At 39.6% G+C, this 16,600-nt stretch carries 13 protein-coding genes; 2 read left to right on the top strand and 11 right to left on the bottom strand.

Annotated elements, in window-relative coordinates; genetic code table 11:
• Positions 1 to 49: 49 nt before the first annotated feature.
• The 9 genes from EHW89_RS07235 to EHW89_RS07275 all read right to left on the bottom strand — a co-directional run bounded on the left by EHW89_RS07235 (position 50) and on the right by EHW89_RS07275 (position 12,031).
• A complete protein-coding gene (locus tag EHW89_RS07235; RefSeq protein ID WP_126467572.1) occupies positions 50 to 1,897 on the bottom strand; it encodes an APC family permease in 1,848 nt (615 codons plus the stop codon).
• Between the two features lie 253 nt (positions 1,898 to 2,150).
• Positions 2,151 to 3,095, bottom strand: a complete 945-nt coding sequence (manA, locus tag EHW89_RS07240; protein WP_126468091.1) for a mannose-6-phosphate isomerase, class I — start codon at positions 3,093 to 3,095, stop codon at positions 2,151 to 2,153.
• 30 nt (positions 3,096 to 3,125) lie between these two features.
• Positions 3,126 to 3,851, bottom strand: coding sequence for a GntR family transcriptional regulator (locus EHW89_RS07245; protein ID WP_126467574.1), 726 nt, complete (start codon positions 3,849 to 3,851; stop codon positions 3,126 to 3,128).
• Positions 3,852 to 4,354: 503 nt separating this feature from the next.
• On the bottom strand, positions 4,355 to 6,115 hold the full coding sequence (locus EHW89_RS07250; protein ID WP_126467576.1) for an ABC transporter ATP-binding protein: 1,761 nt from the start codon (positions 6,113 to 6,115) through the stop codon (positions 4,355 to 4,357).
• On the bottom strand, positions 6,105 to 7,871 hold the full coding sequence (locus EHW89_RS07255; RefSeq protein ID WP_126467578.1) for an ABC transporter ATP-binding protein: 1,767 nt from the start codon (positions 7,869 to 7,871) through the stop codon (positions 6,105 to 6,107). The genes EHW89_RS07250 and EHW89_RS07255 overlap by 11 nt, the downstream gene beginning before the upstream one ends.
• Complete coding sequence (locus EHW89_RS07260; RefSeq protein WP_003039423.1) at positions 7,864 to 8,322, bottom strand: MarR family winged helix-turn-helix transcriptional regulator; 459 nt, start codon at positions 8,320 to 8,322, stop codon at positions 7,864 to 7,866. The genes EHW89_RS07255 and EHW89_RS07260 overlap by 8 nt, the downstream gene beginning before the upstream one ends.
• Positions 8,323 to 8,477: 155 nt before the next feature.
• Positions 8,478 to 8,888 carry a peptide deformylase gene (locus EHW89_RS07265; RefSeq protein WP_126467580.1) on the bottom strand — a complete coding sequence of 137 codons (411 nt, stop codon included), beginning with the start codon at positions 8,886 to 8,888 and terminating at the stop codon, positions 8,478 to 8,480.
• 64 nt (positions 8,889 to 8,952) lie between these two features.
• Entirely contained in the window at positions 8,953 to 9,852 is a 900-nt protein-coding gene (gene scrK, locus EHW89_RS07270; protein WP_126467582.1) for a fructokinase ScrK, read from the bottom strand.
• Positions 9,853 to 10,132: 280 nt separating this feature from the next.
• Positions 10,133 to 12,031, bottom strand: a complete 1,899-nt coding sequence (locus EHW89_RS07275; protein WP_022525147.1) for a sucrose-specific PTS transporter subunit IIBC — start codon at positions 12,029 to 12,031, stop codon at positions 10,133 to 10,135.
• Between the two features lie 191 nt (positions 12,032 to 12,222).
• Here EHW89_RS07275 and EHW89_RS07280 point away from each other — a divergent pair, with 191 nt between their 5' ends.
• On the top strand, positions 12,223 to 13,680 hold the full coding sequence (locus tag EHW89_RS07280; RefSeq protein ID WP_126467584.1) for a sucrose-6-phosphate hydrolase: 1,458 nt from the start codon (positions 12,223 to 12,225) through the stop codon (positions 13,678 to 13,680).
• Positions 13,661 to 14,626: a LacI family DNA-binding transcriptional regulator gene (locus EHW89_RS07285; RefSeq protein ID WP_003026172.1), complete on the top strand. Its 966-nt coding sequence runs from the start codon at positions 13,661 to 13,663 to the stop codon at positions 14,624 to 14,626. The genes EHW89_RS07280 and EHW89_RS07285 overlap by 20 nt, the downstream gene beginning before the upstream one ends.
• Positions 14,627 to 14,699: 73 nt before the next feature.
• On the opposite strand, the gene EHW89_RS07290 is transcribed toward EHW89_RS07285, so the two are convergent.
• Together EHW89_RS07290 and EHW89_RS07295 are read right to left on the bottom strand one after the other, a co-directional pair.
• Positions 14,700 to 15,524 carry a Cof-type HAD-IIB family hydrolase gene (locus EHW89_RS07290; protein WP_117644841.1) on the bottom strand — a complete coding sequence of 275 codons (825 nt, stop codon included), beginning with the start codon at positions 15,522 to 15,524 and terminating at the stop codon, positions 14,700 to 14,702.
• A 142-nt stretch (positions 15,525 to 15,666) separates the two neighbouring features.
• Positions 15,667 to 16,590 (bottom strand): ATP-binding cassette domain-containing protein, encoded by a 924-nt coding sequence (locus tag EHW89_RS07295; protein WP_126467586.1) that lies wholly within the window; start codon positions 16,588 to 16,590, stop codon positions 15,667 to 15,669.
• Between the last annotated feature and the right edge of the window lie 10 nt (positions 16,591 to 16,600).

Below are 16,600 nucleotides of genomic sequence, written 5' to 3' on the forward strand. Positions count from 1 at the left end.
ATAAAAGGATAAAAACGGCAGTTCCATTCAAAACTACCGTTCTATGTCCTTACTCTTTTAAGTGATAAGAATAACTAGCTACAACAACATTTTCATGCCATCTGAGAAAATATTTCAATTTCAAGCTCATTTGATTGTGTAGCATGTTTTGCCAACTATGATTTGGAATGAATTGTGGTACTAGCACTGTTACGGTATAACCTTTCTTCTGCGCACCACGAGCGATTTTTGTCACATACTGTACGGTTGGTCTGATGATATTACGGTAGCTTGTTTCCACATTTACAAATTGAATATCCGGAAAATATTGTTTAAATTCACTGGCTACTTCTTCATCTTTTTCTTGTGTTTCTTTGGTAGATACATGCATGGCAATCACCTCATCACCAATGCTACGCGCATAATTCATCGCACCGACACTAACACGCGTGACATTTCCAACAAGCACCAAAACCAGATTTCCTGCATAGTCTACGCGTTCAATTTCTTCATTCAAACGTAGCTGTTTCGCCACTTTATTGTAATGATTTTTAATACTCAAGAAAATCCATAATAAAACGATGATAATCGGAAAGAATGGCCAAATATCTCGCAAACGAAAAAGTAGCAAAATCGCTACAATGGTGTAACAAATAGCAGCGCCTAAAATATTTGCTACTGAATATTTCAAGAAATGTTTTCCATACTGCTTGCGCCAATGCACGACCATTCCCGTTTGAGAAAGAGCAAAAGGCACAAATACACCAATAGTGTAAAGTGGAATGAGCCGTTCGGTATTCCCATTAAAAATTAGCAAAAGAAGAATAGCACCGATAGCTAAAGTCAAAATCCCATTTGAATAACCAAGGCGTGCTCCTTTTTCCATATACATGTGTGGCATATATTTATTTTTTGCCATATTGTAGGATAACATGGGAAAGGCCGAAAAGCCTGTATTAGCCGCTACAGCAAGGATGAGAGCTGTTGACAGTTGGAAAATATAAAAGAGAAGCTGCCCAACAGGTGAATTTCCCAAAATAGCTTGCGCCATTTGAGCGAGCGTTGTAACGCCTTTTACCGGAACGATGCCAATCCAGTAGTTTAAAAAAGTAATACCAGCAAACATGAAACCTAAAATGGCTGCCATAATTGCCAAGGTTTTCGCTGCATTTTCAGCTTTGGGTGTTTTGAAAAATGGTACAGAATTTGAAATAGCTTCCACACCTGTCAGAGAAGCTGAACCACTCGTAAATGCGCGAAGCAGAAGAACCAAACTAACACCTGAGATAGATTTTCCAATCGGAGCTGTTGCATGGTAGGATAAATTCCCCAGTAATAATTGCAATAAACCAAAGCCAATTAAGAAAACGGTACTTGCGATGAACAAATAAACTGGAATCATCAGCGAAACCGCCGATTCCCGCAAGCCACGTAAATTCATTAACATTAAAATCAGCACTAAAACAATCGAAATGTGCAAATTGTACGGATGCAAAGCAGGAATTGCTGACGTAATCGCATCCGCTCCAGAAGAAACAGATACCGCTACTGTCAACATATAATCAACTAGCAAACTACCACCTGAAACTAGACCAGCTTTTGGTGAAAGATTTTCCGTTGTAACCATATAAGCCCCACCGCCTTGTGGGTAAGCATGAATCACCTGACGATATGAAATGGTTAAACTGGCCAGCAAAATCAGCACCACAATACCGATTGGCAAAGACCACCAAATTGCACCAGCAGATACGGATACCAAAACCAAAACAACTTGTTCAGGACCATAAGCAATCGAAGACAGAGCATCACTTGACAGCATAGCCAAGGCTTGTAGCTTAGTGAGTAAATTCCCTTCATCTCCCTCATCACTTGATTTCAAAGGTCGCCCGATAAAAATGTTCTTCAACTTGGAAAACATATTTTTTCTCCTAAATTTTTCAATATTAGCCATTATAACGCTTTTCTGAAATACTATCAACGTTTTCTGAAAATGACATCATTTTTTAATATAACTGACAATTCCTGCAAAAATATAAGGATTATACAGTTAGAATTGTTTCATAGATAGCTTTAAAAATCTGTAGAGCAGTAGAGAACTATGCCATAATGCTTTGTCTCATGATAAAAGAGGTCAAGGAATTTCCTCAACCTCTGATGTTCTATAAAAGCTATTACGGATGACTAACAATCATTTCAAGGTCTTTCCCCTCGAAAGTCCACTCTTCCACATCGCTTGGTAGGATAAAATGGTCGCCTTTTGCGATTGGATACGTTTCTCCATCTACGGTCAGCACACCTCGCCCTGCTAGCACACTTACTAGCAAATAAGCAGCTGTTTTCTCGATATCCACTTTTCCTGATACTTCCCATTTGTAAACAGCAAAGAAATCACTAGCTACTAAAAACGTTGACATCAAATCATCTGCTTTCACCGTGACTGGACGGCTATTGGCCGGCGCACCGATATTGAGCACATCAATGGATTTTTCCAAATGCAGCTCACGCAGATTGCCTTCATCATCTTTTCGGTCAAAGTCGTAGACACGATAGGTAGTGTCGCTAGACTGTTGCGTTTCTAAAATCAAAATACCTGATCCAATGGCGTGCATAGTACCGCTTGGGACATAGAAGAAGTCTCCAGCCTTGACTGGCACCTTGGTTAAGAGCTTGTCCCATTCTTTCTTTTCAATCTGCTGGCGCAACTCTTCTCGTGACGTGGCATTGTGCCCGTAGATGATTTCTGCTCCTTCATCTGCAGCAATCACATACCAGCACTCTGTTTTTCCCAATTCCCCTTCGTGCTCCATAGCATAATGATCATCTGGGTGAACCTGAACACTGAGCCAATCATTGGCATCCAAGATTTTGGTTAAAAGCGGAAAAACAGGCTCGCTGCTGTTACCAAATAACTCTCGGTGTTCTGCATAGAGCTGATCCAAGCCCATACCAGCAAAGCGACCGTTTTTAATCGTAGATACGCCATGCGGGTGAGCCGAAATCGCCCAGTATTCGCCTACTTTATCACTGGGAATTTCATAGCCAAATTCATCTCGCAGCTTCGTTCCGCCCCAGATTTTTTCCTGCATAACAGATTGTAAAAATAATGGTTCTGACATCATTTCCTCCTTTAATATTGCACAAATGACTTAAATATTTTTAACATCTAAAAGAGAATACCCTCTCGTGTCAAAGCGATTGCGGCTTTTCGAATACTCAATCGGACGTCCAGTTTCCAGATAAACAACTTGCTCCACCTGCAAAATCGGATCTGTCTCTTGGCAAGCCAAATAGTTTTGGTCATATTCATCTGGCTTTTCAGCTGTGATATGGCGATAACTTCCGGCAAATTTTAAGTTTAATTCATCCCATAAATAAGCATAGATAGACTGAAGCAAAATGCTCTCATCCAACCCTGGCACCAAGTCACACGGCATATACGTGTGCTCCAACACATAAGGTTGGTCATCCAGCAGACGCAATCGTATAATTTTATAAACCGGTGCCGTCGTTTCCAACTGCAGACGTTCCGCAATTTCAGCTTCTGGAAATTCAACTGCAAATTGAATAATCTGGCTCGTTAATTTTCGGTCATCATTTTTTAAACCTTGACTCAAGCCATTGTAGTTATTCAAGCGAAATTTTGAATCTTCTTTATCCCAAAAGGATGAATTTAACACTCTCGTCCCATTTCCTTGTTTGGAAAAAATCAATCCCTCAATGGTTAGAATCTCAACAGCTTTTTTTATAGTCATTCGGCTAACACCGAACTCTTTTGATAATTCAGACTGAATAGGCAACATGGAGTCTACTGGGTAGACTCCATTTGCGATTCTATCTCGAAGTATATTCGCTATTTCTTCGTATTTAGGCATATGATAGCTCCTGCAAATCTGTCATTCATCTCATTATAATACAGAATCAGGTTGTTTGTCCAGCATACGAAAGAATGGATACTAGATAAATCCAACAATCGCTATATCTACCAACTGAAGAATACCTCCTAAAATGGAATTGGTTGCCAACATACCACTTTTTTCCTTGATACTCTAACTATACTATATTTTAAAATAAATGTCTATGCTTTTCGAATAAAAGGTTGGCTTTTTACCAAAAATATAGAGTTATAATATTATAATATAGAATTTTTTATAAAGGAGAAAATACAGGTCATTTCTTTAAAGAACTGTCTGACAAAAATGGTTTTGAAGATTGAATTTAGCAAAACTCCCCAAGGATTCTGATACCTTGGGGAGTTTGAGTTCAACTATTCCTTTTCTAACAAAAAAAGTAAATCAACAGTCAAAAAAACAGAAACTCTTCTCAGATCATTTTGACCAAGAAGAATTTCTGTCTTACTTACTATCTTCAATTCAACTTACGCATACTCTGCGTCTTCATCGAATTGACTATTGTAAAGATCAGCATAGAAGCCGTTTTGTTCCATCAATTGTTCATGATTGCCTTGTTCAATGATATTGCCATCTCGCATAACCAAAATTAAGTCAGCATTACGAATCGTTGACAAACGGTGAGCAATGACAAAGGAAGTCCGTCCTTCCATTAGTTTATCCATCGCTTTTTGAATCAGCTCTTCCGTCCGTGTATCAACAGATGAAGTCGCTTCGTCCAAGATAAGTAATGGAGCATCTTTAAGAAGGGCACGCGCAATGGTCAGCAATTGCTTTTGCCCAACAGAAAGGCTTACTGTATCGTCCAGCACCGTATCGTATCCTTTTGGCAAAGTCTTGATGAAGTGATGAACCCCAACAGCTTTGGCAGCTGCCACAACTGCTTCGTCAGAAATATTTTTCTGATTGTAAATCAAATTTTCTTTAATCGTTCCCTCAAATAACCAAGTGTCTTGAAGAACCATGGAGAAGGCATCGTGTACCTCAGAACGTTTCATTTGCTTTGTATCAACACCGTCAATTGTAATGCGACCCTTATCAATCTCATAAAATTTCATGAGCAAGTTGACAATGGTCGTCTTCCCAGCACCGGTCGGACCGACAATGGCAATTTTTTGCCCTGCTTTTGCATTGGCAGAGAAATCATGAATAATCGTTCGATCTGGATTATAACTAAAGAATACCTTATCAAAGGTAACATCTCCTTTTAGGGTCGTGAGTTGTTGCGCTTTATGCTCATCATTTTCCATTTCAGGCTCTGCTAAAAATTCAAATACGCGTCCCATAGCAGCGCTAGCTTGTTGAAGAGTAGTAATCCCTTGTGCAATTTGTGACAACGGTTGAGAGAAAATCCGTACATATACCATAAAGGCAACAATCGTTCCCATAGTGACATCGCCATTCAAGGCCATGCTCGCCCCAACCAAAACAACCATAACGTAACCGAAGTTCCCTACAAACATCATAAGCGGCATCATAATCCCTGAAATGAATTGTGATTTCCACATACTGTTGTAAAGGTTAGTATTAAGTGTTTGAAAGGCTACTTTGGATTCGTCTGTGGCATTGTAGCTGACAATGACATTATGCCCAGAGTACATTTCTTCCACATAGCCATTGACGCTGGCAAGATTTTCTTGTTGTGCTCGGAAGAATCGTTGAGATTTTCCCATAATCAAAGCAACAAAGACAAAGCCAATCAAGACTGAGCTAATCGTTACAAAGGACAAGACCACATTATTGTAAAACATCATAAAGAGAACCGCAATAAGCAGCAAACTTGATGAAATCACCGTTCCTAAACTTTGGTTCAAAGATTGTCCAACAGTATCCACGTCATTTGTGACCCGTGAAAGAGTATCCCCTTGGGAATGGCTGTCAAAATAGCGTAGAGGCAATTTATTGATTTTTTCAGCAATAGCAGTCCGCAAGCGCTTGGAGAAATGCTGAATAACAGATGAAATGATAAAAGATTGAACGTAATTTAACAAAGCACCTGCTGCGTACAAAATCGCTAAGAAAAGAGCAATGTTGGAGATTGATTTCAAATCAATCTGACTTCGCATCCCCTCTGTGATAAGGTTGGTAATTTCTTTTAATTTGTCTGGTCCATAAACTGTAATAATACTAGACACTGCCGCTCCCACAAATGCAATGAGCAATGGAAGCTGAAAACCTTTGAGATAAGGTTTCACTTGGCTAAATAAAGACGATTTTTTATTTTCCATTTTCCAATTCCTCCTTCGATAATTGTGAGTAAGCAATTTCTTGATAAACTGCGTTCGTTGCCAGCAATTCTTTATGAGTACCCTGACCGACTACTTTCCCTTTATCCAATACCAAAATCTGATCGGCGTCCATAATGGTTGAAATCCGCTGCGCCACAATCAATCTCGTTGTGTCCTTCACTTTTTTCGCTAATTCTTCCCGCAAAATGCGGTCTGTCTTATAGTCCAGCGCTGAAAATGAATCATCAAAAATCAAAATTTCAGGCTTGCGAGCAAGCGCACGCGCAATTGCCAAACGTTGCTTTTGCCCACCAGAGAAATTCGTACCGCTTTGTGCAACTTCAGATTGCAAACCGTCTTCTTTTTCTTCAACAAATGATTTAGCCTGTGCCAAATCAAGTGCAGCCCACATTTTTTCGTCATCCAATGGGCTTTCATTGCTTTGCCCAAAGTCTAAATTACTCTTGATATCACCAGAGAAGAGGACAGCTTTTTGTGGAATGTAGCCAACTTTATTATGCAAATCTTCCAGCTGATAATCTTTGACGTTTACGCCATCCACTAAAATTTTTCCTTCTGTCACATCATAGAAACGAGGAATTAAGCTGATTAAAGTGGATTTCCCAGAACCAGTTGATCCAATGAAAGCTACGGTTTCACCTGCTTTAGCTGTAAAGCTAACATGTTCGATAACAGCCTCAGAATTTTTAGCATAGCGGAAAGATACATTGTCAAATACCACTTCACCTTTGACATCTTTCGCTATTTTTGGCTCTGTTGGAGACTCAATCGTTGAATATAAATCAAGCACTTCATTGATCCGTCCGGCAGACACCAAGGTACGAGGTAGAATGATAAAAAGAGCCCCCATAAGCATGAAGCCTATCACCACTTGCATGGCATAAGACATAAAGACGACCATATCACTAAAAATTGGCAAACGTTCTGGTAAGGCTGCGTCTTGAATCAAGTAAGCCCCAATCCAATAAATCGCCAAAGTCAAGCCGCTCGAAATCCCCATCATAATTGGATTTAAAATCGCCATGAGACGACTGACAAAGAGATTCAAACGAGTCACTTCATCATTAGCTCCTGCAAACTTGTCATCTTGATAGTCTTCAGCGTTATAAGCCCGAACAACACGAATCCCTGTTAGACTTTCACGCGTAATACTATTTAACTTATCAGTCAACCGTTGAATAACAGATTGCTTTGGAAAGGCCAACGTCATCAGAACTGTTGTCATGATAATATTCACAATAACCGCCACAATAACCGCCCAGAGCCAGTATTCTGATTTCCCAATGATTTTCGTAATCGCCCAAATCGCCATGATTGGCCCACGCGTCACAACTTGCAAGCCCATGGTAATCATGAGCTGAATTTGCGTAAGATCGTTGGTTGTCCGCGTCAAAAGACTCGGAATAGAGAATCGCTTAATCTCAGCGTCTGAATAATCCAGTACACGATTGAAAATATCTGACCGCAAACTCGTTGTAAAGCTAGCCGCCAATCTAGCCGCAATAAAGCCAACTGTCACAGCACTAAGAAAGCTCGCAAAAGACAGCCCAATCATTTTCAAACCTGGATCCCACAAATCAGAAACTACTGTCCCCCTCATCTGTAGGAGTTCCGTAATTTTTGAAATATAAGTTGGAACCTCTAATTCCAAATAAACTGTTAAACAAGTAAACAAGATACTGATGACAATCATCCCTACTTCTTTGACAGTTAAACGTTTAAACAATTTAACCATTCGTTTCTCCTTTTTCTAATTTTTCAATATTCTGGTAAAATTTCCCCATCACTTGAAAAAAAGTAACCAAATCTTCTTCTGAAATATCTGTCAATAGGCAACGATCCATTTCATCAAAAAAATCACGAATTTTATTCATGCGCTCCTTTGATTCCGGCGTTAAACGAATAATCTTAGCGCGTTTATCGGTCTCACTTACTTCCAGATAAATCAAGCCATTCTTCACCATTCGCTTCATTAAATTACTGGCAACGGACTTAGTAATGCCCAACTCCTGCTCAATATCTTTAATAAAGGTCATCTTATCACAGTCTTCGCGGTGATTCACAAAATGCAATACTTGCCCCTGCGGACCCGCCATAAATTCAATCCCTCGCTCTTTGGCAATTTTTTGAATCATCAGATGTGTCTTCCGTCCAAATCGCTTGAATTCTAATAATGGTTTTTCCATTTGATTTCCTTTCAAATAGTTCGCTAGAGAACCAATTAGTTTTCATGAGAACTATTTTACTATAATTCAAACGAATGTCAAGAAAAAAGTTCCTATGAGAACTATTTTTTGACCAATTAAAAACCCAGTACTATAAAAGCTGAGTTTTCAGGTCATTAAATCAAAATCCCTTCCAAATGATCCAGTTCATGCTGGCAGATTTGTGCAGGAAAATCTTTCAAAGTCAGCGTTTGCTTTCGCCAATGTTGATCCAAATATTCAACTGTAATTTCCTTATAACGAGTTGTCAAGCGACTCCCCGCAAGTGATAAACAGGACTCTTCCGCTTGGTAAGGAGATGACTTCCTTCTCAAAATAGGATTGAACATGATAACAGGCACCATACCATACATAAAAATAACGACCTGCTTCTGAACTCCAATCATATTGGCTGCCATTCCGACACACTTATCTTGGTTCGCTCTTAAGGTATCGAACAAATCCTGCCCAATTCCGACATCCTCTTTACTTGCTGGTTGTGCTTTCTGCTGCAAGAACAACATATCTTTTACAATTGGTTTAATCATTTTCTTTCTCATCAAAAAAGAGCAAGCTTATTCAATATTCACTCACTTGCTCTCAATTACTCAATTATCCTTTGGCTTTTTCGCTGACTTTTTTAGCTAAGACAAAGTTTCCAAGTGTTGCTGACCCATTTCCTGCAACTGCTGGCGTCACAATGTAATCACGCACATCTGGAACAGGCAAATAACCATTCAACAAAACTGTGAACTTTTCACGAACACGATCCAACATGTGCTGTTGCGCCATAACACCTCCACCAAAGACAATCACATCAGGGCGGAATGTCACCGTTGCTTGAATTGCTGCTTGCGCAATGTAGTAGGCTTGAATATCCCAAACAGAACTGTTTAGTTCAATATTTTCACCTCGAATACCTGTCCGAGCCTCTAAACTAGGTCCAGCAGCCAGCCCTTCTAAACAGCCATTATGGAAAGGACACACCCCATTAAATTCTTTTTCTACATCCATTGGGTGTTTTGCAACGTAGTAATGCCCCATTTCTGGATGACCCGTTCCACCGATGAATTCACCACGTTGAATGGCGCCAGCACCAATTCCCGTTCCAATAGTATAATAGACCAAATTTTCAATTCGTCCGCCTGCATTATTTCGCGCCACCACTTCACCATAAGCAGAGCTATTGACATCTGTCGTAAAGTAAATCGGCACATTTAAAACACGCCGCAAAGCTCCTACAATATCAACATTTGCCCAGTGTGGTTTTGGTGTCGTCGTGATAAAACCATACGTTTTTGAATTAGGGTCAATATCAATCGGACCAAATGAACCCACCGCAAGACCAACTAAATTCTCAAAACGAGAGAAAAATGCAATCGTCTTATCCAACGTTTCAATCGGTGTGGTCGTTGGAAATTGTGTTTTCTCAACCACTTCAAATTTTTCATTCCCAACTGCACACACAAATTTTGTACCACCAGCTTCTAAGCTTCCATACAATTTTGTCATTTCAAAACCTCTTTTTATTTTGTTTTCTTCTCTTCTCTATTCATTATAGCATATCATCGTATGACTTCTGAGTAAAAATCTTACTTTTTCTTCTCTTTTTCAAAGAAAAGGGAGTGGGAAAGAACTGGAAAGAGTTCGTTTCCCACCCCTGCACAGTTGATTGACAACTTTGAGACGTGAAGCGAGCAAAGAAAACAATCAACCGCTGTGTTAATGTGTTTTGTTAACCAAAAGTGAAGAAGCTGAACCTTTTTGCTCAGCCTCTTATCACATTATACGGTTAGGCTTTTAGCTCAATCACAGCATCGCCTTTCGCTACTGTACCCTCTGCAACAGGAGTAACAGAAGCATAATCAGCTGTGTTGGTAATAATCACCATAGTTGTGTCATCAAGACCAGCGGCTGCAATTTTCGCAGCATCAAATGTACCAAGAACATCGCCAGCTTTCACCTTATCACCTTGAGCAACTTTTTGATCAAATCCGTCACCGTTCATAGAAACTGTGTCAATACCTACGTGAATCAAGATTTCAGCACCTTTTGTCGTTTTCAAGCCATAAGCGTGACCAGTTGCAAATGCGATTGTCACTTCTGCATCCGCAGGAGCATACACAACACCTTCACTAGGTTTCACCGCAACTCCTTGTCCCATAGCACCGCTAGAGAATACTGGATCATTAACATCTTTCAAGTCAACCATTTGACCAACGATTGGAGAAACGATTGTTTCATCAGAAAGGACTGGCGCAGCTGCTTCATTAGCTTCTACTACTTCTTTTGCTTCAGTCACTTCTTCTTCAGCATCTTTGTAACCAAATGCGTAAGTCAAACCAAATCCAAGACCAGTAGTTACAAGTACCATAAAGATATATTGAAGAACTTGACCATTCAGATAGAGAAGCGTACCTGGGATAATAGTAATACCAAATCCAGTACCAGCAAGTCCAAGAATAGAAGCTAACCAACCACCAGCAGCACCGGCAACAAGACCAAGTACAAATGGTTTACCATAACGTAAGTTTACCCCGAAAATAGCTGGTTCAGTAATTCCAAGACCTGCAGAGAGAGCAGCCGGGAAGGCAAGAGCTTTTAGTTTTTTAGATTTTGTTTTTACACCAACTGCAAGAGTTGCACCCGCTTGGGCAGTCATAGCAGCTGTGATGATCGCATTAAAGGCATCTTTTCCTTCATTTGCAATCAATTGTGCTTCTAGTAAGTTGAAGATATGGTGAACACCAGTTACCACGATAAGCTGATGCACACCACCAAGGATGAGACCAGCTAAGCCAAACGGTAAGGCAAGAATAGCTTTTGTCGCAGCAAGAATAACATTTTCAAGTGAGTGGAAGATTGGACCAATGACAAAGAGTCCAAGAACTGACATCACAAGGAAGGTCAAGAATGGCACAACAAGCAAATCAAGCACATCTGGAATTTTCTTATGCAACCATTTTTCAAGTTTCGCACCAAGTAGTCCAATGAAGAAGGCTGGCAATACTGAGTTTTGATAACCAACTACTGGAATGAAACCAAAGAACATGATTGGCTTTGCAGCACCAGAAGCTACATCCCAAGCATTTGGAAGAGCGGTATTTACCAACATCAAACCAAGTACAATACCGATCACTGGATTCCCACCGAATACACGGAAAGCTGACCAAGAAATCAAAGCTGGGAAGAAGGCAAATGCTGTATCTGTCAACACAACTGTGTAAGTATAGAAGTCTGACGCAGCAAAGGCTTTTGAAGTTGTTCCAAATAACCCAAGAATCGTATCATTATTAATCGCACCACGAATCCCCATGAAGAGACCTGTTGCTACGATTGCTGGCAGGATTGGCACAAATACGTCACCAAATGTACGAACGGCACGTTGGAACCAATTTCCCTTTTTAGCTGCTTCTGCTTTTTGCTCACCAGTTGAAGATGTAGGCAAACCAAGCGCTACCACTTCATCATAGATTTTATTCACTGTACCAGTACCAAAGATAATTTGGTATTGGCCTGAGTTAAAGAAAGCTCCCTGAACCTTTTCAAGATTCTCAACTCTGTCTTTATCAATCTTAGCTTCATCTTTGACCATGACACGCAGACGGGTCGCACAGTGAGCAACACTACTTACATTGTCACGTCCGCCAATGGCCTCAATGACTGCTTTTGCAATGTCCTTATTTTCCATTTGCATCTCCTTATTGAAAATAATTAACTTTTATGAAAGCGATTTAATCGCTCCTACGACTATTATTTTAACATGATTTCAAAATATGTCAAGCGTTTTGCAGAAATTTTATTTTTTTCTATTAAAAAGTTGATTTTTTCAGAGAAAACGTTTACTATATAAGTAAGAAAACTATCTCGGAGGACAAAAGATTGGCTTGGACTACTGAACAACGTTACAAACGCTATGAACAATGGACTGAAAATGAAATCCAACAGATAAAAGATAAAATCGCTACATCGCCTTGGCGTGCTACCTACCACGTAGAACCTGATACGGGACTGCTGAATGACCCAAATGGTTTTTCCTATTTTGACGGAAAATGGATTGTCTTCTATCAAAATTTTCCATTTGGTGCAACTCATGGGCTCAAGTCTTGGGTACAACTGGAAAGTGATGACCTCGTACACTTCACAGAAACCGGTGTTCGTGTTCTGCCAGACACCCCATTAGACAGTCACGGTGCTTACTCTGGATCGGCCATGCAGTTTGATGACAAACTTTTCCTATTCTATACTGGAAATGTCCGTGATAAGAATTGGGTTCGTCACCCTTACCAAATCGGTGCTTTGCTGGACAAAGACGGACATATTCAAAAACTAAACAAAGTCTTGATTGAACAACCTCAGGACGCTACAGATCATTTTCGTGATCCTCAGATTTTTAACTACCACGGACAATTTTACGCCATTGTTGGGGAACAAAACCTTGACAAAAAAGGCTATATCAAGCTTTATAAAGTGGTTGACAACGATTATACAAACTGGGAAGAAGTCGGTAATTTAGACTTTGAAAATGACAACACCGCCTACATGATGGAATGTCCAAATCTTGTCTTTATTGATGATAAGCCAATATTGCTCTACTGTCCTCAAGGTTTATCAAAAAAAGTCACTCCTTATGACAATATTTATCCAAATATGTATAAAATAGGTCAATCGTTTGACACAAAGAAAGCAACAATTGTTGAACCTAGTCCTCTGCAAAATTTAGATTATGGATTTGAATGCTACGCCACTCAAGCTTTCAATGCTCCTGACGGACGCGCCTTAGCTGTCAGCTGGCTAGGATTACCAGATATTGCCTATCCATCCGACCGTTTCGACCACCAAGGAACATTCTCTTTGGTCAAAGAATTAACCCTAAAAGACGGTAAACTCTATCAATACCCTGTCCCAGCTATCACATCCTTGCGCACAGATAATAGCCAAACATTTGCTAATCAAGCGCAGACAACGAACTGCTATGAATTAGAACTAGAATTTACAGCTGATTCACAAGCTGAAATCGTCCTCTTTGCAGATCAAGAGCATAAGGGATTACGCATTTGCTTTGACATCAAAAATGGTCAAGTAACAGTTGACCGTAGTCAAGCCGGTGAGCAATACGCTCTTGAATTTGGTACCGTTCGTAGTTGTACGATTGAAAACCAAGCTACAACTGCTACTATCTTCATTGATAAGTCAGTTTTTGAAATTTTTATTAACAAAGGAGAAAAAGTATTTTCAGGTCGCGTTTTCCCTCATGAAAACCAAAACGGTATTTTTATCAGCGAGGGAAATCCAACTGGAACTTACTATGAATTAGATTATGGTCGCGAAGTTAACTGATGTTGCAAAAATTGCTGGAGTCAGCCCAACCACTGTATCTCGTGTAATTAACAAAAAAGGCTACCTCTCAGAAAAAACGATTACAAAAGTCAATGAGGCCATGCGCGAATTGGGATACAAGCCCAATAATCTCGCTCGTAGCTTACAAGGAAAATCCGCTAAACTGATTGGATTGATTTTCCCAAATATCAGTCACATTTTTTATGCCGAACTCATTGACAAATTAGAGCATGAGTTATTCAAAAGAGGCTACAAGACAATCATCTGCAATAGCGAGCACAATTCAAGTAAGGAAAAAGAGTATCTGGAGATGCTAGAAGCCAATCAAGTGGATGGCATTATCTCAGGTAGCCACAACTTAGGCATCTCTGATTATGACCGTGTAACAGCTCCCATTATCTCTTTTGACCGCAACTTATCCCCTTCCATTCCTGTTGTATCTTCGGACAACTATGCTGGTGGTGTCTTGGCTGCAGAAACCTTGGTCAAATCCGGTGCCCAAAATATCATTATGATTACCGGAAATGATAATTCAAACTCCCCGACAGGTCTCCGCCATGCAGGTTTTGCTTCCATTCTACCTGATGCACCAATTATCAATGTATCAAGTGACTTCTCTCCTATTCGCAAAGAAATGGAAATCAAAAATATTTTAAAACATAGAAAACCTGATGCCATTTTTGCTTCAGATGATCTGACAGCCATTTTAATCATGAAAGTCGCTCAAGAATTGGAAATCAAAATTCCAGAGGATCTAAAAGTCATCGGTTACGACGGAACTTATTTTGTAGAAAGCTACTATCCCCAACTAGCCACTATACAGCAACCATTGAAAGATATAGCTTGTTTACTGGTAGATTTGTTGCTTCGAAAAATTGCTGGTGAAGAAGTTGTGACAACCGGCTACTTTCTTCCCGTCCACCTCTCTTCAGGAAAGAGTATTTAATACTGTGAGATAGTTAAACCTCCACTTAAGTATTGAGAAATCTTAAGTGGGGGTTAGTGTTTATTCGTTGTTCCTATATTTTATCTGCCAGAAGCACATCATCAATAGCCTGCGCACAGCCACCGTGGTCGTTATCTGCCACAATAATATCTGCCAAACCTTTGATATTCTCATTGGCATTTCCCATAGCGACACCAAAACCTGCTTCGCGAATCATGCTTTCATCATTGTCAGCATCCCCAACAGCAATGATTTGCTCCATAGGAAGATTTAATTTTTGAGCAAGGTGAGCTAAACCCTGCCCCTTTTCAACTCCTTGCGCTGTTAGTTCAAGACCACTTACTTCAGCTTTTATCATCGTTATCTTTTCAGACAATAAAGTTTCATACGATTGATCTCGATCCCTTGCCGTAAAGTGATAAATATTGATTTTGTCAAAATGCTCTCTCTCCTTAGCTAACAAATCGTAAATGTTATCCACCAAGATAGCTGTTTTATCATAAAGTTCAGTATAAATTTCCATATAATAGTTAGCAATATTCTCAAAATGTGATTTTTGAAGATAGCCTTGTCCGTCAATCATACAAACCAGCATCAAATCTTGAGCTTCTGCTATCGCCTTCACCTTATCCACTGCTATAGCAGGCAAGGTTTGCTTAGCTAAAACGCATTTAGCCTCCAAATCATAAATCAATGCACCACTTGCAAGAATAGCATAGCGAATCCCGCGCAAATCATCTCCATAAGGAAGCAGTTCTGACAAAGAGCGTCCTGTTGAAAGTACAACTTGTTTACCAGCATCTTGAGCTCTCCCAATCGCTTCAACGCTGCTTTTGGCAATCGTTTTTTTACTAGTCAAAAGTGTTCCATCCATATCAAACGCAATCAATTGATACATTCCATTACTCCTCTTTTCTATCATATCTAGTATAGTACAGTTTAAAATAGAATCGTCCAGAAAAAGATAACATGAATTCAAAAATCACTCTAGATAACCTCTAAAGTGATTTTTAAAATTCTCTCAAAGTCAAAGAATGATGTTATAATTCTTTTTTATATTTTTCAACTTCTGCTTTATTAGCCCACACAAAATGTCCAGGACGAATTTCGACCATTTCTGGCTTATCCGTTGAATAATCATGCTGATTAGCATCATAGACTTTCAACACTTTCTTCTGTTCCAAGATTGGATCTGGAATTGGCACAGCTGACAATAAAGACTGAGTATAAGGATGAATTGGATTGTTAAAGAGTTCTTCTGTTTCAGCTACTTCGACAATCACACCCTTATAAATAACCGCAATACGATCTGAAATGAAGCGTACAACCGATAAATCGTGAGCAATAAAGAGATAAGTCAAACCTAATTCTTTTTGGAATTTTTTCAGTAGGTTTAAAACTTGTGCCCGCACAGACACGTCCAAAGCTGAAATCGGCTCATCTGCAATGACAAAATCTGGTTCCATAACAAGCGCACGAGCAATCCCAATCCGCTGACGTTGACCACCAGAAAATTCATGCGGGTAACGTGTTAAATGCTCTGATAACAATCCAACTTCATGAATAATATCTTTCACTTTTTTCTTGCGTTCTTCTTCATCTTTAAATAAATGGAAATTATACAAGCCTTCCGAAATGATATAATCAACTGTCGCACGTTCATTCAAACTAGCAGCAGGGTCTTGGAAAATCATTTGAATTTTACGAATGATTTCTGACTCTTCTTCTTTTGATTTTTTGCCATTGATTTTTTTCCCTTCAAAGAAAATCTCTCCATGACTCGTATCATTTAAACCAATAATCGCACGACCAATTGTCGTTTTACCAGAACCAGATTCTCCTACAAGTGAAAACGTTTCTCCTTTATTGATAAAGAAATTAGCATTTTTAACAGCAACAAATTTCTTGCTTCCCTCACCGAAGGAAATTTCCAAATCTTTAACTTCTACTAATTTTTCAGGCATTTCCTTCCTC

The sequence above is a fragment of the Streptococcus periodonticum genome (genome assembly GCF_003963555.1).
Classification (GTDB): Bacteria; Bacillota; Bacilli; order Lactobacillales; family Streptococcaceae; genus Streptococcus; species Streptococcus anginosus.